Here is an 18,843-nt window from a genome sequence, read left to right as displayed (position 1 = left end):
TTTACTGTTTTTTCTTCCGCGTTGTGCGCTTTACGGTGCGGCGCTGGGGCGGTTTCTTGGCGGGTTTCGGGGTGGGCTTGACGTGGACAAACTGGATGGGGTTTCCGTTGGCGAGGATGCGCTCCTCGACTTCCAGTTCCGGCAGGGACGCTAAGAACTTGTTCAGGCTCTTGGAGCCGAAGTTGCGCACGTCGAAGTCCGGGTAGCGCTTGATGAGCTGGTCGCCCACGCGGGAGGTGCGCACCCAGCCGGTGCCATCGTCCATTTCATCAATCAGGCCGTGGATGATGCGGCCGATGGAATCGCGGTTGATGGCGGCATCGTCCCCCGCGTTGGCGCGGGCGCTGGTCTCGGCGGCGGGGGCTGCCGGGGCGGCGTCCTCGTCCCCGCCGTGGTCGAGAATCAGATCCAGATATTTGAACTGGTCGCAGGCCTTGACAAAGGGGCCGAGAGCCTTGCTCTCGCCCATGCCGATGACCAGCTTGCCGGCCTCGCGCAGGCGGGCGGCCAGGCGGGTAAAATCACTGTCCGACGAGACGATGCAGAAGCCGTCGAGATTGCCGCTGTACAGCAAGTCCATCGCGTCAATGATCATAGCGGAATCCGTCGCATTTTTGCCGGTGGTGTAGCTGTACTGCTGGATGGGGATGATGGAATTGTTCAGCAGCGCGTCCTTCCAGCTTTTCAGCCGAACGTCGGACCAGTCGCCGTAGATGCGCTTGCAAGCGGCGACGCCGAAGGTCGCGGCCTCATCGAGAATCACTTTGACGTACTTGGGCGAAATATTGTCCGCGTCGATGAGGATTGCCAGTTTCAGGTCTTCCATGGCTTACTTCCTCTCGCGCTTGGGCTGCTCAAAGTACATATAGAGCTGACACGGGATCATGCCGTTGTAGATCTTGCGGCGGCGGGCGGCCTTTTTGCCGAAGTGCTGTTCAAAATCTGCGTCCGCCGTGATGGCGTACAGCCCCTGTGCCGGGTGGGCCTGCCAGACCTGGCCCAGCGTTTTGGCAAGGCCTGCGGCCTCACTGGCGTCGCCCAGGCGCTCGCCGTAGGGCGGGTTCGTCAGGACGGTGGCACTGTCGAGGGCGCGGAAGTCCTTGACATCGGCGGTTTCAAAGCGGCAGCGGTCCCCCACGCCCGCCAGCTTTGCGTTGGCGTTGGCCAGGGCCACGGCAGCGGGGTCGATATCATAGCCGATGCCCTCAAAAGCAGCATCCTTGCGGACCTCAGAGAGAGCTTTCTGTCGCTGCTCGGCCCAGATATCGGCGGGGACAAAGTCGAAATGTTCGGCGGCAAAGCGGCGGCGCAGGCCGGGGGCCAGATTCAGCGCTTTCTGCGCAGCCTCGATGACCAGCGTGCCGGAACCGCAGAATGGATCCTGCACGAGAGAGTCACGGCGCACACGGCCCAGGTCGGCAATGGCGGCGGCCAGCGTCTCCTTGATGGGGGCCAGCGTCGCGTTTTTGCGGTAGCCGCGCTTATGCAGACCGTCACCGGAGGTGTCGAGGTAAATCTCGACGGTGTCCTTGCGCAGGGCGAATCGAACCTTGTACAGGGCACCGTCCTCGGGCAGGGTGCTGACCTTGTGGCCCTGCATCAGCCGCTTGACGATGGCTTTTTTGACGATGCTCTGGCAGGCGGGCACGCTGGAAAGCTGGCTGGACAGGCTGGAGCCCTTGACCGGGAAGGCGGCGTTGGCGGGGAGCAGTTCCTCCCACGCGATATTGTAGCAGCCGTCGAACAGTTCATCAAAGGTCGTGGCTTTGTAGGTAGCCAGCAGCAGCAAGACGCGCTCGGCCGTGCGCAGGTTCAGGTTAGCGGCGGCGATCACATCTGCCCCGCCCTGGAACGCCACGCGGCCATCCGTGACCTGGATGTTCTGTGCGCCCAGGCGCTTGACCTCAAAATTCAGCGTCGACTCCGTGCCGAAGAAGCACGGTGCGACCATGGTATAGAGTGTAGACATAGGTGTCCTTTCTTGTAAAATTGCAAAAAGACCCCAGCCCGGCGGCTGACAGCCGTCAGGATAGGGCCGTTCGTTCTGGTAGCTGGGCAGCCAAAATCAGCCGCGGCGGCGGGAGTAGCCCCCGCGGTGATTTTCAGTCACGCGCTTGAGGTCCGCGATCTTTTCCTCGCTGCGGGTCTTGTAGCGGGCCATCATGTCCTCAAAGCTCATTTCGCCCTGTGGGGCAGCGGGTTTGGGCTGCCATACGCGGGGCTTTTCCTCGCGCTTGGGGCGCGGCGCACTGCGGCGGTCGCCGCCATTGCCGTTATGCTCGCCGCGCGGCGGGCGCTGGCCGCGCTCCGGTGCGGGCTGGGTGCGTTTGATGGACAGTGCAATTTTGCCGTCAGGTGCAATCGAAATCACCTTGACGGAAACAGTCTGCCCATCGCTGAGCACCGTGGAAAGATCCTGTACGAACTCGTAGGAAACCTCGGAGATGTGGACAAGACCAGTCTTACCCTCCGGCAGAGAAACGAACGCGCCGAACGGCTTGATACCAGTGACCTTGCCCTCGACAATATCCCCAACTTGTAATGCCAAACTATGATACCCCTTTAAAAATGATTTTTATTACAGGGGGTTGCCGCAAAGCGCCCCCGCTGGTAACACGATTTATTTTCCGCTGATATCCACAAACACGCGCTCGTTGGGCTTGGCGTAGCCCTGCTCGCGGGCATAGCGCTCAATGATGGCGCTGTCGCCCTGCTCCAGCGTGCCGGAAAGTTCAGCGTTTTCGGTAAGCTGTGCGCTGAGTTGGTTCTGCACGGATTGCAGCTCCTGCTGTTTGGACGCAATGGACACCTGATACTGCACGAGATTGACGAACAGCGAAGCGCAGATAATCAGAAACACCGGCACGGTGATCCACCACGGCAGGAATCCCTGCGAGGACAGCCCTTTGCGTTTGTTCATTGTAGGGTGCCCCCTTTCCCATAAAAATGCACACAAATTTACGCATAGCTAATTATATAATATTATCGACGGCTTTTGCAACTGTTTTTCGGCGGAATTTTGGGTTTTCCGGGATTTTTTTGCAGTTTTGCGGCTTTTGCGCACCGTGCGGGCCTGTGCGGCGCGATCCTGCAGCGGCTGCAGCAGCATTTTGTGGGCTGCGTGCAGCGGGCCGAGCAGCAGCACCGCCAGCATTGACGCCACCCGGTGTACGGCGGGCTGCACGGCCCAGTGCCAGCACAGCGCCCCCAGCAGCACTGCGGCGCTCATGTACCAGCGGGCCAATCCGCCTGCGCTGGTCCCGGCCGCAAAGCCACAGATGAGCACCGCCGCTGCGGCGAAAAAGGCGGCATCCCGCAAAAAGCAGCGGAGTTTTCCTTCCCCCAGCGCCAGGCGCAGAGCATCCCGCGCTGCGGCCAGCAGGCACCCCAGCCCCAGGCACCACAGGGCATCCCCCAGCACGGCCCAGGGGGCAGGCGCGGGGGCCATCAGCGGAACAGCCGGGCCAGCAGGCCGCCGCCCGATTGCTGGTTCTCGGCGTATTGCAGGTATTCGATTTTGCCGGAAAGCTGCACCTGGCCGCTCTGGGTGGACAATTCACCAATTTGCAGCTCCTGCCCGCCGATGGTCAGGTTACCCAGCGGCGTTTCCAGAACGGCGGTGTTTTCGTCGCAGCTGATGACTCGGCTGACGCCGGTCACAGCCAGGTGGCGGCGGTCTTTCAGCGCCAGGCCGTGGCTTTTTGGCTGCTGCGGCGCAGGCTCCGCGCGGGGTGTGCGAGGTTCCAGTTTTGTTTCCGGCATGATGGCTCCTCCCCTTTTTGGTTACAGTGGTACTATATGCAGGTACAGGGGAAAGTAGAACCAACGGCAAGGCGGCAAAGCCCACTCACCCTTCGATGACCTCAAACATTTCCCGGGCGACGTCCTTGCCCTTCTGCTCCACGTCGGAGAGAACGCGGATTTTCACCGGGCGGTTGCCGAAGGTCACTTCAATGATATCACCGACCTTGACGGTATAGCTGGCCTTGGCGGGTTTGCCGTTGACGAGCACGCGGCCCGCGTCGGCGACCTCGTTGGCGAGGGTGCGGCGCTTGATGACGCGGCTTACTTTCAGGTATTTATCCAGACGCATGGTAGGTATGTTTCCTTTCGGTTTGATACAAAACCGCCCCGCCGCAAAGACGCGGTGGGGCGGGCCAGTCAATTTACGATTACTGGACGGAGTCCTTCAGAGCCTTGCCGGCCTTGAAAGCGGGCAGCTTGGAAGCCTCGATGGTGATTTCCTCGCCGGTCTGGGGGTTGCGGCCCTTGCGTGCGGGGCGCTCGCGGACCTCAAAGGTGCCGAAGCCGACCAGCGTGACCTTGTCGCCCTCCTTCAGGGCGTTGGTGATGGCGTTCAGGGTGCTGTTGACAGCAGCCTCGGCGTCCTTCTTGGTCAGGTTAGCTTCGTTCGCAACAGCGGCGATCAGTTCAACTTTCGTCATGGTATTCTACCTCCAAAGTATTATATCAGCAAAAAGCGGCTGCGGAAATTTCCGTCCGCTCGGCTCACTTCTTAGCTCTCTTGGGTTTGAGTGTTTTCTGCGGTAAAAGCAGCGTTGCACTTTTGCAAAGCCTGCTCAGGGTCCAGCCCCGCTTGGCGTGCCAGAGCAGCGGCGGCAAACAGAAGTTCACCCATCGCCTGTTCGGCGGCGGCCTTATCCCGCGCCGTTTCCACCGTTCCGGCAGCCTTGGCGATTGCGGCGGCATCGGCGGGCGTCTCCACACCATAGCGGGCGGCGCGCTTTTGCAGCTTGGCTGCACGCATCAGGGCAGGCAGTACCTTGGGTACGCTTTCCAGTTCGTCGGTCAGTGTCAGACGGCCCTTTTCCTTATTCTTGAGCGAATCCCAGTCTTTTATGCTCTCGTCGCCGCCAAAAATATGCGGGTGGCGCTCAATGAGCTTGCGGCAGACGCCGTCGCAGACCTCGGCAAAGGTAAAGTGCCCGGCCTCACGCTCGATCTGCGCATGAAAAGCCACCTGCATCAGCACATCGCCCAGTTCCTCACACATCAACTCTGGGTCGTCCAGGTCGATGGCGTCCACGGCCTCGTAGGCTTCCTCCAGAAAATTCATGCGGATGGACGTGTGGGTCTGCACTTTGTCCCAGGGGCAGCCGTTTTCGGGGTCGCGCAGGATGGCGATGATGGCGGCGAGGTCGTCGGCGGTATACTGCTGTTTTTCAGGGTATGCGTTCATAGACCTCTCCGGCTTTGGCGGCGTGTGCAATACGCTCCATTTTACACAGTTCGCGGAATTTGTCAAGTGTTGGCAGCGCGGCCCGCACGAAAGCCACGCTGCCTCGTTGTTTTTCTTGGCTTACAGCTGAGCGCCGCAGTGGTTGCAGAACATCGCATCGCCGTCAACTTCGGCCTTGCAGACCGGGCAGATCTTTGTCTCACCGCGCAGGTGGACAGGCTCTTCCTCAATAGTTTCCTCGCTCTCGACGGTTTTTTCGGCAGCGGGTTCCTCAGCGGGGGCTTCCTCGGTCTCGGCAGTTTCCTGAGCCTCGACCTCGGCGCGCTCGTCATCGGTCATGTTGGCCTTGATCTCCTCAATAGCCTTCTCGACCTCGGCCACGGCGTTGATATACTTCTCGACCAAGGCGGGGTTTTCCTCACCGGCCTTGTGCAGGCTGTACACCAGGGCACCCAACTGGCGCTGTGCCTTGGACAGGCGTGCCTGCTGGTTCAGCAGGTCCAGTTTGTTCTTGCCCTTGTCGGCCAGGTCCTGTGCGGTCTTTTTGGCAGAATCCACCAGCTGCAGGCCCTGCTCTTTCAGCATTTCAATATCCAGTTCAAACATAAAGGTACACCTCTTTCTCTAGTCTGTACCGCAGCTGCTCCACTGCGGGATTTGTGTCTATTATAGCCTATTGCGGCGCGGTTTGCAACGCGCAAATGTATATTTTCCGTGAATTGTATGGCATTATTCGCCAATAAACTCCCGCAGCATACTGTTTTGCGGCACAAGCGCGGTGGAAAGCGCCGGGAATGCAGCGAATTTTTCCCGCAGGGAGGCCAGTTGGCGGGCCTGGATGGCGGTCAGCGCCGGGTCGGCGGGCATCGTGTCCAGCACAGTGCGCCACAGGCAGACCTCGTAGGTGTGGGTCGTGTCCAGTAAAAGATTCGCGCGGGGCTTGTAGGGCTTGATGTAGCGATCCTCGCCTGCACAGACATGGCCCCACAGCCCCAGCGTGAACGCTGCGCCGTGGCCGCGGAAAAGGAAGTCCCGCACCAGGCGGCGGGCCAGCCGGATATCCCGGGTGGCCAGGCAGCGGGCGTCGCGCTCGTCGGCGTATTCTTCCCGCAGACCCGCGTACAGGCAGAGTGCTGCGTCATCGGGCAGCTGCTCGGTCAGCACGGGGTTCAAGGCATGCAGGCCCTCGATGATGACCACGCCGTCCCGCGCGTCGATGCGCCGGGTGCCGGTGGGCTGCTGCACAGTAAAATCGAACACAGGTGCGTCACATACGCCGGTCTTGTACAGGTCTTTCAGGCAGGTGTGGAGCTTTTCTAAATCCAGCGCCTGCAAGCTTTCATAGTCGTCGCTGCCGTCGGGGTTCTTGGGGTAACGCCCCTCGCCGATGTAGAAGTCATCAAGGCTGACGACCTGGCTGTGGTGGCCCCGGGCTGCAATGGCGTCGGCAATTTTGTGGGCGGAAGTCGTTTTGCCCGCGGCGGACGGCCCGGTCAGCATGACGATACGCTGTCCTGCGGCCAGGACTTCCCCGGCGATTGCCTCGATCTGGTCATGGTAGTGCTGTTCGCTCAAAGCAGTCAGCTCCTGCGGATGGCGGGCCGCCAGCGCAACAAGGTCACGGCTGACAAAGCGTTTGCGATGTGTAACGTGCATAGAAATCCTCCACAGCCTTTTTGCGGTCGAGCAGTTCCGCAAAGCGGTCGATGTATTCGGTGGGATATTTGAAGTTGAAGATGCGTTCGATCTTGCCACGCCGCTGCCCCGGGATGACCAGCTTGGTCGAACCGCCCGCACCGGCGGAGAGGATGGTGTGGACTTCCTCCATAATATAAATATTGTAAAGGCACTCAAAACCGGGCTTGGCCCAGCCGATATTTTCCAGATTTTGCAGCGTGCCCTTCTGGCGGTACATATAGTACGGGCGGTAGCCCGCATCGGCCAGCAGGCTGCATTTGTCCAGCATAGCAGCCACATCGGCATAGTCGGCGGCGCGGTGCTCCACCACGATGTTGGACGCACGTTTGAGGGTCAGCGTGTGGACCGTGATGTTTTCGGGATCCAGGGCGATGGCTTTGCGCAGGCTTGCTTCAAAGCCTTCCACCGTGTCCCCCGGCAGGCCCGCAATTAAATCCATATTGATGTTCGTGTGCCCTGCTGCCCGGGCAGCGGCGAAACAGTCCACAATATCCTGCGCGGTGTGGCGGCGGCCGATGTTACGCAAAACCTCATCCGAGAAGGTCTGCGGGTTGATGGAAATGCGCGTGGCGCCGTACTGTTTGATGATGCGCAGCTTTTCGGCGTCGGTGCAGTCGGGGCGGCCGGCCTCGACGGTGTACTCATCGAGTTTCGCTAAATCAAAGGTTTTGGCGATGTGGGACATGAGCTGTTCGAGCTGCGGTGCGGACAGGCTCGTCGGCGTGCCGCCGCCGATGTAGAAGGTGCGGATATGCAGCCCGCAGCGGTCAGCGGTCTCACGGATGGCGGTCAGCTCCTCGCACAGTTTGTCCACATAGGGCTGCACGAGGGCGCGGGTAGCCTTATCCCCCACCGTGCGCGACACAAAGCTGCAATAGCTGCACCGCGTCGGGCAGAACGGAATGCCTGCGTAGACGCTGCAATCCATTGGGTCAGCAGCATCCAGCACCGGCTTTTGCAGGTCGGCAATGCCGAGGGCCAGTGCAAATTTTTCCGGTGTGCAGGCAAAATGGTCAAGGAACCGCGCGCGCACTTCTTCTTCGGTCGCGCCGCTGGCGCGCATATCGTGGATGATGCGCACCGGGCGCACACCGGTCATCATGCCCCAGGGCGGCGTGGTACCGGTGGCCTGGCAGAGCAGGCCGTACAGTAATTCGCATAGCGCGTACTCCGGGTCTGCCCCCTGTGGGCGCAGCTGGGTACGCCACTGCATTTTGCCGTTATAACGCAACAAAATCGAGTCTGTGCAGAGATGGCTCTGCGCCAGCACAAAATCGCCTTCCGGCGGTAAAGTGTCGGCTTTTTCAGCACTGGGAAAAAACAGCCGCGCGGTGTGTTCGGCTTCATAGCCCGCTGCGGGGCCGCGTAAAATGATCTGCATTAGTACCATGCCCCATTCATGTAAGGATTGGTGCTGCGCTCTTGCCCAAGGGTGGACGATTCCCCATGCCCGGGCAGGACGGTTGTTGCATCGGGCAGCGGCAGCTCTGCCAGCAGGGAGAGGCTTTTCTGCATCTCCTGCATACTGCCGCCCGCGAAATCCGTGCGCCCGCAGGAGCCTGCAAACAGCGTGTCGCCGCTGAACAAAAGCCCATAGCAAGACAGGCAGACGCCGCCTTTGGTATGCCCGGGCGTGCGGTATATTTTAAACGGTAATTCGTCAATCACAAGTTCGCCGTTGGCGGGCCATTCGTCGGTGATGACGTCGGGCGTCAGCGGCAGAAGCTGGCTGCCCTCGGCGTCGATCTTATCCATATAGACTTTGCAGCCGGTCGCCTTTTTCAGCGAGGCCACCGCCCCCACATGGTCAAAGTGGCCGTGGGTCTGCAGGATATGCGTTAATGTTGCACCCGCCTCGTCCAAGGCTTTCAGGTAGGTTTCCGGCTCGGCGGCGGCATCGATGATGATGCCGTGCTTTGCATTGGTGATGATCAAAAAGGTGTTGGTGTACAGCGGCGGAACGCCGTGGAAGTGCTGGATATTCATTGCATTCTCCCCTTGGGTTTGTGGGTTTATTTCTTCCATTCGTCGGTGTCGATGACGATGGTGACTGGGCCGTCGTTGACAAGGTCAATTTTCATGTCCGCACCGAACTCGCCGTGCTGGACGTCTTTGAGGCCCTGATGGCCCATCTCCTCCAGGAATTTTTCATAGCACGGCACGGCCAGCTCGCCCTTGGCGGCATGGATAAAGCTGGGGCGCTTGCCCTTGGCCGTATCACCGTAGAGTGTGAAGTTGGACACGACGAGGGCCGAGTAGCCAAGCTCCACAGCGCTGCGGTTCAGCTTGCCGTTTTCGTCCTCAAAAATACGCAGATGGGCACATTTTTCGGCCAGCTTGGGCACGATGGCGCTATCGTCGGTGTCCCGCACGCCCAGCAGGATGACCAGGCCCGGCCCGGTTTTGCGCGGTTCACCGCCGTTGACGGTGACGCTGGCACGGGTAACGCGTTGGATGATGGCTCGCATAATTGTTTCCTCAGTTTCTCGTCACGCTAACGACGTCTTTGATTTTCTTCAAACGGGCAACGACGCTGTTCAGGTGTTCCGTGTTGGTGATGCCCACGGTCACGCTCATGCGAGCGCGGCCCTGCTCGGCGGCGCGGGCCATCAAAGAATAGATGGGCACCCGCATATCCCCCAGCGCCAGAGCCACGTCGGACACAAGGTTCGGGCGATCCATACAGATGATATCCAGCGTAGCTTTGTAGTTTTCCTTTTCTGCCTCATCCCAATAAGCGCGAACCCAGCGGTCGGCGTTCTCGGGGTGGCGCATACTCTCGCGGGCGTTGGCACAGTCCTTTTTGTGGATGGAGACACCGAAGCCGCGGGTGACAAAACCGATGATCTCATCCCCGGGCAGCGGTGAACAGCACTTGGCAAACTTGATGGGACAGTTGTCGATGCCCTCTACAATAACGCCGTCGGAGGAGTGCATCCGCTTGAGTTCCACCGCGACCGGCTTCGGCTCAGTGGCCTGCAGCTTGGTGTACTCTTCTTTCAGTTTTGGCAGCATGCGGGAAATCTGCAGACCGCCGTAGCCGATGGCCGCGTACATTTCCTCAACGCTGTTGCAGCGGTTGCGGCGGGCCAATGCCTCCATAAAGACGTCGTGCTGCTCATCGGTCAGGGTCATGAGGTTGCGGCGCATTTCGCGTTCCAGTGCGTCGCGGCCCTCCTGAATATTCTCTTCCCTGCGTTCTTTTTTGAACCAGTTGCGAATCTTGTTTTTGGCCTCGCTGGTCTTGACGATGTTCAGCCAGTCGCGGCTGGGGCCACGGTTTTCGGGGCCGGTGATGATTTCAATAATTTCGCCGGTCTGGACCTTGTGGTCGATGGGCACGATGCGGTTGTTGACCTTCGCACCGATCATCCGGTTGCCGACAGCGGAGTGGATGGCATAGGCAAAGTCAATAGCCGTTGCGCCTGCGGGCAGGTTGATGACGTCGCCGCGCGGCGTGAAGGCGAACACTTCCTCGGGGAGCAGGTCGCTCTTGATATCGCTGAGCAGGTCGGCGGCATCGGCGCTGGAACGCTGGCTTTCCAAAAGCTGGCGCACCCAGGCCAGACGCTCGTCCAGCTTGTCATTGCCGCCGGTGATGCCGGCTTTGTACTTCCAGTGGGCAGCGATGCCGTACTCGGCCATGCGATCCATGTCCCAGGTGCGGATCTGCACCTCAAAGGGGATGGCCTCTCGGCCGATGACCGTGGTGTGCAGGGATTGGTAGCCGTTTGGTTTTGGCGTAGAGATGTAATCTTTGAAGCGGTTGGGCAGCGGGTGGTACATATCATGGATAAGGCCCAGTGCCGTGTAGCACTCGGGGACGTTGTCCAGAATGATGCGCACGGCGTAGATATCGTAGATTTCCTCGAAATCCTTATTCTGCATATACATCTTGCGGTAGATGCCGTAGATGCTCTTGACACGGTGGCGGATGGTGGCCTTCTGGATACCGTTCTCGGCCAGGTGCTTGGCAATGGTGTGGCAGACCTGGTGCAGGAACTCGTCGCCGTGCTTGTTTAAAAGGTCGCGAATCGTCTCATAGCCCACCGGGTCCAGGTAATGCAGGCTGCGGTCCTCGAGTTCCTCCTTGATGTTGGAAATACCCAGACGGTGGGCGATGGGCGCGTAGACCTCCATCGTTTCCAGGGCCTTGTCGCGGCGCTTCTGCTCGGGCCAGGCGTCGCCGGTGCGCATATTGTGCAGCCGATCGCACAATTTGATGATCATAACACGGACGTCCTGGCTCATAGCCAGCAGCATTTTGCGCAGGTTCTCGGCCTGGCGGTCCTCGACGTTGGAGAATTTGATTTGGGTCAGCTTGGTGACGCCATCGACGAGCAGCGCGACCTCGGGGCCGAATTTCTGCTTGATCTCGGCCACGGTCACAGGGGTGTCCTCGGCCACATCGTGCATCAGGGCAGCGGCAATGCTCTCGCTGTCCATGCCCAGTTCGACCAAAATCTGCGCAACAGAAAGCGGATGGCAGATGTACGGCTCGCCGCTGCGGCGGCGCTGTTCGCCGTGGGCTTTTTCGGCCAGCGCATAGGCGCGGTCGATCATAGTAAAGTCGTAGGGCCGCCCGCTGTCAATCAGGCTCTGTTTGAGGTCATCATAGGTAATGGGCATTTTTACTTCAGGCACGTTCGTGTTTTCCATAATCCATTCCCCTCTCTAAATCTTAGGATGCGGCCTTGTAGGGGCGAGCATGGCTCGCCCGCTGGCCGCTTGCCATGCGAGCTGCTTTCCCGGAAAGCGTATATCCCCGCCAGGTGGACGGGCGAGCAATGCTCGCCCCTACATGCTCAGCATGGGCAAAGGCACATTCATCCTTGTTTCGCCATGGCCGCCAAACGCTGCAAAACCGGCGCGGACGCCAGATCCTGCTTAGCGGTCACGGCCACCGGCTGCCAGTGGCCGTTTTGCTCTTCGATAAGGCCAAGCTCCTGCAGGGCCGTCAGGCTTGTCAGCGCCTTGCCGGTGTTCTGCGGGCCCTGCGCCGCAAAGACCGGCTGCAGATCCGCCGAAACGACCTGCCCGGTGCGGATACGCCGATAGAGCGCGACGGTGTCGGCCCGCTGCGGCAGCAGAGCGGCTGCACGGTCGGCGGGCAAATCGCCGCCGGTGCGGAACGCCTCGAACCAGGCGGCCTGCTCGCTGGGCGTGTTACCCAAATCGGCCGGGCGGATGGCTTTCAGGTGCGCGGAGACCATCGGCCCGCTGCGGCCGTTAAAGACGGAAACTTCCAGCGCAGCTTCGACCTCGCTGCCGACAGGATACGCGAACGCCTGCGGTGCGACGCCGAAAATCGAGGCGAACAGCGTGTCGTTACCCTGGCGCAGCCGCACGCGGGTGTGGCGTCCCTCGGCGCCCATGGGCCACAGACCATCCACAAAGGCGTGCTGCACCAGCAACACCGGGGTCGGGTTTTCCCGGCCAAAGGGGGCCAGGCGGGCCAGTTCCTCCACATTGGACAGGCTCAGCTCCGCCAGCGTAACAGCGGCATCCAGCCCCAGGCTGACCGGCCCGGGCTGGGCGGCGTGGTCGGCGGCCCAGGCGTTGATGGCCTGACGGAAGGCGGGTAAATTTTCTTCCTCGATTTCCACACCCGCGGCGGCGGCGTGGCCGCCGAACCGGATCAGATAGTGGGCGCAGCCCGCCAGAGCGCTGTGCAGATCAAAGGGGTCCGGTGCACGGCCGCTGCCGCGTCCCTCGCCCTCGTGCGTTGAAATGACGATGGCCGGGCGGCTGAACCGCTCCATGAGTCGTGCCGCCACAATGCCGATGACACCGGGATGCCAGTCCTCACCGCTGACAACGAGGACCCTGTCGCGGGTTCGGGCGGGGTCAGCTTCCAGTGTCTGCAAGGCCGCCGTGAACACCTGCTGTTCGGTCTGCTGGCGTTCGGTGTTGATCTCGGCCAGGCGCTCGGCAATGCCGGTGGCCTGATCCTCGTCGCCGCAAAGCAGCAATTTCAGCGCCACGGCGGCGTTATCCATGCGGCCCGCCGCGTTCAGCCGCGGGGCCAGGCTGTAACTGACCGTGTCCGCCGTGACAGGTTTGCCGCTGCAGCCCGCGCTTTCCAGCAGGGCGTGCAGGCCGGGGCGCATCGTGTCCTGCAAAAGGCTCAGTCCCTCGCGGACGATGGTGCGGTTCTCCCCCACGAGCGGCATCACGTCGGCCACGGTGCCCAGGGCGGCCAACTCGCCGTACATTTCCAGCAGCTCGGCAGGGTCACAGCCTTCCAGCGCGGCGCAGAGCTTGAACGCCACGCCCGCGCCGCACAAATCTTTAAACGGGCTTTCGTCGTCGGGCCGCTTGGGGTCTACGACGGCAATCGCGTCGGGGAGCGTGTCACCGGGCAGGTGGTGGTCCGTGACGATGAGGTCAAGGCCCAGTTCCTTGGCACAGGCGGCTTCCTCGACGGCGGAAATGCCGTTGTCCACCGTGACCACGAGCTTAAAGCCCTTAGCGGCCAGGGATTCCAGCGCTGCGCGGGTCAGGCCGTAACCGGAACCGCGGGTGGGCAGCTTGCAGCGGACGTGCGCGCCCTGGCTGGTGAGACATTCGTACAAAATCGCAGTGGCGGAAATGCCGTCCACATCGTAGTCGCCGTAAATGACCATAAGTTCTTCGTTCTCGATGGCTTCCTCAATGCGGGCGACCGCTTTGTCCATATCCTTTAAAAGGAAGGGGTCAGTCAGCGGCGTGCCCTCGCCCAGCAGCGCTTGCGCGGCGGTAGGGTCGGCACAGCCGCGGGCGGCCAGCACCCGGCGCAGCAGTACGCCGCACCCGGCCCCAGCCAGCGCTTTTTCTGCGGCCGGGTCGCCCTTTTTCAGTTGCCACGCAGGGTAATTCATACAATTTAGCTCCTTGTGTTAAAATCAGCTTCAAAATCATGGGTCAGGCCATCCTGGCGCAGCATGGCCTCCAGCGTATCGATTTCGGTTGAAACGTCCATGCTCACGTCCTGTAAAAGCGTATCGTACAGCTTTTCGTAGGCCTGGTTCAGTGTGTGCAGGATGCCGGTGATATCGCGGCGTATCTCGGCCGCGTTGGCGGTGTCCGTCTCCCCCAGCCCCTGCGCTGTGTCGAGCAGTTTGCGCGTGGTGGGCAGGTAGTATTCCCGGAAGCGGCGCACGCGGTTCAGCTGCTCGGGGTGGTTGTGGACAAAGCCCAAAATTGACGCGCAGGTCTTTTGCATCTGCATCAATTCTTCATCGGCCTGTGCACCCAGCTTGCCCTGACAGCGTTTGAGGTAGTTCAAAAAGTCCACGCCCTCGCGGCGGAACCGCTCGGCATCGGTCAGCGGCGTTTCCGGCTCGGCTGCCTGGGGCGCAGCAGCGGGCTTGGCCGCCACCGGCATGAGCGAATCGTCCAGGTACAGGGTACTGAAATCGTCGCTGATGGCGGCGTTGGGCAAATCGCCATTGCCCACGGCCCTGGCGACCGTGTCATAGGCTTTTTCCTGTTTGATCTGCGCCTTACGGGCCAGGCTCGGCAGGTCGCACACCCAGTCATTAGCGGCGCGCAGCAGCTTGCGCAGGCGGCTGAAATAGGCCAGCTTTTTCATGCCCACGATGGCCATAAAGAGGAAGCCGAGCGTTGTGGGGTAAAACACGGCCGTCAGAATCGGCAGGGCTATAAAATCCTGTTGGGAAAGCCCCAGCGGCCCTGCGCCGACTGCCGTCAGGATGCCCAGCACGAACGCCGCAATGCCAAAGCAGCCTGCAAAGGTCCAGCCAACCGCCGTCAGCGCAACGCCGACAGACTGGCCGCCGTTTTTCCATTTGCGTTCCAGGCGGCGTTTCCAGGCAGCGAAAGTGTCGGGCTGTTTCATTCCCATCGCGTCCCCCGCCTGCTCCAGAGCGTCGGCAATGCTGCCCAGCACCGACGAGCCGATCTTGCTGCCCATCTGAACCGCGTTGTCGATCACATCGCCGAGGTCATAGTTATATTCGTAATTGTGTTTGTTGTCTGGCATGGTTTGTCCAATCTGTTTATTAGGCCGGTGCCCAATTTTTCATCAGTTCGGCGGCGCAGCGCACGCCGTCCACGGCGGCGGTCATGATGCCGCCCGCGTAACCTGCGCCCTCGCCGCAGGGGTACAGGCCGGAAAGGTCGGTACACTGTAAATCCTCTTTGCCGCGCAGCAGGCGGATTGGGCTGCTGGTGCGGGTCTCCAACCCCGTCAACACCGCGTCGGGGGCGCGGTAAGCGGCCAGCTTGCGGCCAAAGGCCGTCAGGCCGTCGCGCAAAGCGTCGCTCAACTCGCCGGGCAGCAGACTCCCCAAATCGCAGGGCGTCACGCCGCGCGGGTAGGTCGGCTGCACCGCGCCCAATTCCAGCGCACCGCGCCCGGCCAAAAAGCTGCCGACCGTCTCCGCCGGGGCGAGGTATCCCCCGCCGCCCGCGCGGTAGGCCGCCTGCTCCAACCGGCGCTGGAACGCCACAGCCTTGGCCGGGTCGTTGTCAAAGTCGCGGCCATCCACGCTGACGACCACTGCCGCGTTGGCATTTTTGCCGTCGCGGGCGTGCAGGCTCATACCGTTGGTGACGACGCCTCCTTCCGCGCTGGCAGCAGCGCAGACCGTGCCGCCCGGGCACATACAGAAGGTGTAAACACACCGCCCGCCACCCACGTGCTGGCTGAGCTGGTACTCGCCCTTTGGCAGCGCCGGGTGGCCTGCCGCGCCGTGGTAGAGGCTTTTGTCAATTTCGGTTTGCAGATGCTCCGCGCGGAAGCCGACGGAGAACGGCTTGCATTCCAGCGGCATACCCAGGCCGTGCAGCATGGCGAAGGTGTCCCGGGCGCTGTGGCCGACGGCTAAAATCAGCTGCTCACAGGGAAAGCTGCCCACCGTTGTCTCGATGCCGGTCAGCGCACCGTTTTTCGTCTGCAGGCCGGTCAGGGCGGTGTTGAACCGCACCTCGCCTCCCAAGGCTTCAATTTCACCGCGGATATTGCGGATGACGCCGCGCAGCAGGTCAGTACCCACATGGGGCTTTTGCCGCCAGGCGATATCAGCGGGTGCGCCGTGGTCGAGGAACGCCCCGGTCACGAACGCGCAGAGCGGGTCGCCGACGCGTGTGGTCAGCTTGCCGTCGGAAAAGGTCCCCGCGCCGCCCTCACCAAACTGGATATTGGCGTTCGGGTTCAGTTCGCCGGTCTTTTCAAAATGCCCGACGGCCCGGATGCGCTCATCCAGCGCAGGGCCGCGTTCCAGCACGAGTGGGCGGTAGCCATTGCGGGCCAGCAGCAGCGCCGCAAACAGGCCCGCAGGGCCAAGGCCCACGACGACCGGGCGGTGCGCCAGCGGAATTTTTCCCACAGAAAAGTCAAATTTTGGTGGCTGCGTATAACAGACACAGGGCGAGGCCCCGGCCAGCGCCGGTTCCTCACCCTCGTCGTTGAGTGTGACTGCGATGGTGTAGACGAGCACCGGCGTACCGTGCCGGGCGTCCACGCTGAGTTTTGCCACGCCGCAGTGCGCCGCCTTGCGGGCGGGCACACGCAGGATGGCCAGGGCCTTGGCCGCCGCCTCGGCATCCGGGTCGGGGCAGGTCAGCGGCAGGCGGATATTGCGGACTAGAAGCATAGACAGGATTCCTTCGGTTACTGATTTATGGCACGCCACTGGGTAGGGGCCGGGCATACCCGGCCCCTACGGCACTGCGTTATTTCGACGTGACCTCGCACTGGACGGTGTAGCTGCCGGTGGCGAAGATGCGGCTGGACGACGGGATCTGGATGCTGACGGCGATGGTCTGCTGGCCGACGGTCAGGTTCAAGCTCTGGCAGTCGATTTGCGCGACGATGCTGTCGGCGCTCAATTCCTCGATTTCAGCCGCCGGGCCGTAGAGCGTCACGTTGCTGACAAGGCTCGACAGAATTTGCAGCTCGTAGTTGCTGGGCACGTTGATGGCCCGGATGTTCGACACGTTCAGCTTGGTGGAGGCCATATCGGCGGTATCAAATTCCAGGGTGACGTTCGTTACGCCGTCCAGCGAGACGATACCCGCAGGCAGCTCGATGAGCCGCTGGTAGTCGCGGCCCGGCTCAAACTCCCGCGCCAGGTCAAAGTCCGTCACGGTCAGGCTTTCCAGTGTGCCGATGGTGCGTGCCGGACCAGCCACTTTGAGCGTCTGCTGGCTCAGCGAGCAGTGCAGGCTTTCTACATCGAAACCGTTCGGCGTGCCGATGAAATCCACCTCCAGCGGCAGTTCGCGCACCTGGTATACCGTCAGCGTCACATTGGCGGAGTCGCTGTCCATCGAGGTGTACTGCGGTGTGAACACATTACCTTCCTCGTCGCGCAGTTCCAGCATGGCGGGCACTGTGGTCGTGTCGGCCAGCTCGCCATCAATCTGCACCGGGGCCACGATGCTGGACACCTGATCCAGCTCGCTCGTCGGGCCGCGCAGCGTAATTTCGGCAGGCACGGCGGCGGTGCGGTTCAACATATAGCCGGTGGAAATCGGCACAGCAGAGGCATCCACCGTGACCGGGATGGTTTTCTCGCTGACCTCGTCAAACACAACGTCGATGGTCTCGGGGCTTTCGACCGTGCAGTCGATATCGCCGGGGAAATCGGTAGTGTTCGTCACGCGGGCCTGTAGGCGCAGCGTGACTTTGCCCGCGCCGCTGACGCCCGCGTAGCTGGGGTAGACCATGATATCGGAGTTCTGGATGTTGCCGATGATGGTGCTGTTGCCCTCGACCTTGACGGTAACGCCCTCAATGTCCGGCTTTTCCACGATGTCCAGGCCCTGGGCCGTGTAGGTGGACGCGCCGCTTGTGTAGTTGATGGGCACGTTTGCTACGATTTTGCTGCCCTGCGGGTCAATAAAAACGGTAACGATCGTCCAGGTAACAAAGCCCAGGATGATGGCCAGCACCATTGTAAAAATCGGGTTGTCCCAAATCGTGCGCGGACCTTTGGGCGCTGCACCCTTTGCCCCCGGCACGCCGGGTTTATTCGGATTTGCCATGGTTCAGTGCGCCTCCCTTGCGCAGCAGCTTTTGCAGGGGCGAAGTGTTTTCGGCCTCGTCCTCCGCCGGGGGGACGATCTCCTCCTGCAGCAGATTGAAGAGGTTCTGGCGATCCAGGCGGCGGATCAGCACACCGTTCTTCGCCATAGAGATGATTCCCGTTTCCTCGCTGACGATGACGACAATGGCGTCGGAATTTTCGCTCATGCCAAGGCCGGCGCGATGGCGGGTGCCCATGTCCTTGCCCATTTCCAGGTTGTTGGACAGCGGCAGCACGCAGCCGGCAGCTACGATGACGCCGTCGCGGATGACGACCGCGCCGTCATGCAGGGGCGTACCTTCATAAAAAATCGTGCCCAGCATTTCGGGGATGACATCAGCGTGCATCGGCGTACCGGTGCGGATGATCTCATCGAGGTTATTGTTGCGTTCCAGCACCAGCAGGGCACCCGTGCGGGTGTCGGACAGCTGCTCGGCTGCGTCGCAGATAGCGACGACGGCGCTCTGCCAAGCGGCGCGCAACGAAGGGTCTCTGCGGTGGGTGCCGAACAGGCGGTTGGCCCACATGGTACTTTGGCCCATGCGTTCCAGCGTGCGGCGCAGTTCCGGCTGGAAGATAACGACCGCCGCCATAAAACCGATGGTGAGCACGTTGTTCAGCAGCCAGGTCACCGTTTTCAGGTTGAGCATCACAGCCAGGCCATAAGACACGATGATAAGCAGGATGCCCTTGACCAGCTGGCCCGCGCGGGATTTGCGCGCAAATTGCAAAAGCTGGTAAAAAACAAACGATATAATGATGATATCCAGTGTATCAGACAGAGGTTCAAATGTACGCAGACTGCTTAGAATCGCGCTGATTGTCTGGTTAGGCAGCATGAGCGCCGCGTCCCCCTTTCCGGGTCAAAGATAAAACTGTGTCTTGCTGAGATGTAGGGGCCGGGCATGCCCG

Annotated in this window: 20 protein-coding genes; all 20 read right to left on the bottom strand. The window is 61.2% G+C overall.

All coding sequences use genetic code 11. The features are described 5' to 3' along the window. Position 1: 1 nt before the first annotated feature. The 20 genes from GPK89_RS07550 to cdaA all read right to left on the bottom strand — a co-directional run bounded on the left by GPK89_RS07550 (position 2) and on the right by cdaA (position 18,770). Complete coding sequence (locus GPK89_RS07550; RefSeq protein ID WP_252261551.1) at positions 2-826, bottom strand: NYN domain-containing protein; 825 nt, start codon at positions 824-826, stop codon at positions 2-4. Between the two features lie 3 nt (positions 827-829). Beyond that, positions 830-1,969: a THUMP domain-containing class I SAM-dependent RNA methyltransferase gene (locus tag GPK89_RS07545; protein WP_215692272.1), complete on the bottom strand. Its 1,140-nt coding sequence runs from the start codon at positions 1,967-1,969 to the stop codon at positions 830-832. Between the two features lie 96 nt (positions 1,970-2,065). After that, positions 2,066-2,548 (bottom strand): S1 RNA-binding domain-containing protein, encoded by a 483-nt coding sequence (locus GPK89_RS07540; protein ID WP_215692271.1) that lies wholly within the window; start codon positions 2,546-2,548, stop codon positions 2,066-2,068. Positions 2,549-2,620: 72 nt separating this feature from the next. Then, positions 2,621-2,920, bottom strand: a complete 300-nt coding sequence (locus GPK89_RS07535) for an FtsB family cell division protein (protein ID WP_215692270.1) — start codon at positions 2,918-2,920, stop codon at positions 2,621-2,623. 48 nt (positions 2,921-2,968) lie between these two features. Then, positions 2,969-3,448 carry a hypothetical protein gene (locus tag GPK89_RS07530; RefSeq protein ID WP_215692269.1) on the bottom strand — a complete coding sequence of 160 codons (480 nt, stop codon included), beginning with the start codon at positions 3,446-3,448 and terminating at the stop codon, positions 2,969-2,971. Beyond that, positions 3,448-3,762 carry a YabP/YqfC family sporulation protein gene (locus GPK89_RS07525; protein ID WP_215692268.1) on the bottom strand — a complete coding sequence of 105 codons (315 nt, stop codon included), beginning with the start codon at positions 3,760-3,762 and terminating at the stop codon, positions 3,448-3,450. The genes GPK89_RS07530 and GPK89_RS07525 overlap by 1 nt, the downstream gene beginning before the upstream one ends. An 85-nt stretch (positions 3,763-3,847) precedes the next feature. After that, complete coding sequence (locus GPK89_RS07520; RefSeq protein ID WP_215692267.1) at positions 3,848-4,093, bottom strand: RNA-binding S4 domain-containing protein; 246 nt, start codon at positions 4,091-4,093, stop codon at positions 3,848-3,850. A 79-nt stretch (positions 4,094-4,172) separates the two neighbouring features. Beyond that, positions 4,173-4,445, bottom strand: a complete 273-nt coding sequence (locus GPK89_RS07515; protein WP_215692266.1) for an HU family DNA-binding protein — start codon at positions 4,443-4,445, stop codon at positions 4,173-4,175. A gap of 71 nt (positions 4,446-4,516) precedes the next feature. Beyond that, positions 4,517-5,200 carry a nucleoside triphosphate pyrophosphohydrolase gene (gene mazG / locus GPK89_RS07510; protein WP_215692265.1) on the bottom strand — a complete coding sequence of 228 codons (684 nt, stop codon included), beginning with the start codon at positions 5,198-5,200 and terminating at the stop codon, positions 4,517-4,519. Positions 5,201-5,320: 120 nt separating this feature from the next. Next, a complete protein-coding gene (locus GPK89_RS07505) occupies positions 5,321-5,806 on the bottom strand; it encodes a zinc ribbon domain-containing protein (RefSeq protein ID WP_252261549.1) in 486 nt (161 codons plus the stop codon). A 123-nt stretch (positions 5,807-5,929) separates the two neighbouring features. Beyond that, a complete protein-coding gene (locus tag GPK89_RS07500; protein ID WP_215692264.1) occupies positions 5,930-6,856 on the bottom strand; it encodes a uridine kinase family protein in 927 nt (308 codons plus the stop codon). Then, a complete protein-coding gene (hemZ, locus tag GPK89_RS07495) occupies positions 6,819-8,279 on the bottom strand; it encodes a coproporphyrinogen dehydrogenase HemZ (RefSeq protein ID WP_215692263.1) in 1,461 nt (486 codons plus the stop codon). Before hemZ ends, GPK89_RS07500 begins: the two co-directional genes overlap by 38 nt. Next, positions 8,279-8,884, bottom strand: coding sequence for an MBL fold metallo-hydrolase (locus GPK89_RS07490; protein ID WP_215692262.1), 606 nt, complete (start codon positions 8,882-8,884; stop codon positions 8,279-8,281). Before GPK89_RS07490 ends, hemZ begins: the two co-directional genes overlap by 1 nt. 26 nt (positions 8,885-8,910) lie before the next feature. Further along, entirely contained in the window at positions 8,911-9,366 is a 456-nt protein-coding gene (gene dtd / locus GPK89_RS07485; RefSeq protein WP_215692261.1) for a D-aminoacyl-tRNA deacylase, read from the bottom strand. A gap of 10 nt (positions 9,367-9,376) precedes the next feature. Further along, complete coding sequence (locus tag GPK89_RS07480) at positions 9,377-11,557, bottom strand: RelA/SpoT family protein (protein WP_215692260.1); 2,181 nt, start codon at positions 11,555-11,557, stop codon at positions 9,377-9,379. A gap of 167 nt (positions 11,558-11,724) precedes the next feature. Next, on the bottom strand, positions 11,725-13,758 hold the full coding sequence (gene recJ, locus GPK89_RS07475) for a single-stranded-DNA-specific exonuclease RecJ (RefSeq protein WP_215692259.1): 2,034 nt from the start codon (positions 13,756-13,758) through the stop codon (positions 11,725-11,727). 5 nt (positions 13,759-13,763) lie between these two features. Next, positions 13,764-14,882 (bottom strand): 5-bromo-4-chloroindolyl phosphate hydrolysis family protein, encoded by a 1,119-nt coding sequence (locus GPK89_RS07470; RefSeq protein ID WP_215692258.1) that lies wholly within the window; start codon positions 14,880-14,882, stop codon positions 13,764-13,766. 19 nt (positions 14,883-14,901) lie between these two features. Continuing rightward, positions 14,902-16,497, bottom strand: a complete 1,596-nt coding sequence (locus GPK89_RS07465) for an NAD(P)/FAD-dependent oxidoreductase (RefSeq protein ID WP_215692257.1) — start codon at positions 16,495-16,497, stop codon at positions 14,902-14,904. 79 nt (positions 16,498-16,576) lie between these two features. Further along, a complete protein-coding gene (locus GPK89_RS07460) occupies positions 16,577-17,890 on the bottom strand; it encodes a CdaR family protein (protein WP_215692256.1) in 1,314 nt (437 codons plus the stop codon). Then, positions 17,874-18,770 (bottom strand): diadenylate cyclase CdaA, encoded by an 897-nt coding sequence (gene cdaA / locus GPK89_RS07455; protein WP_215692255.1) that lies wholly within the window; start codon positions 18,768-18,770, stop codon positions 17,874-17,876. Before cdaA ends, GPK89_RS07460 begins: the two co-directional genes overlap by 17 nt. Positions 18,771-18,843: the final 73 nt, after the last annotated feature.

It is taken from the genome of Gemmiger formicilis (assembly GCF_018784445.1).
Lineage (GTDB): Bacteria > Bacillota > Clostridia > Oscillospirales > Ruminococcaceae > Gemmiger.
This window is presented reverse-complemented; position numbering and strand designations above follow the sequence as displayed.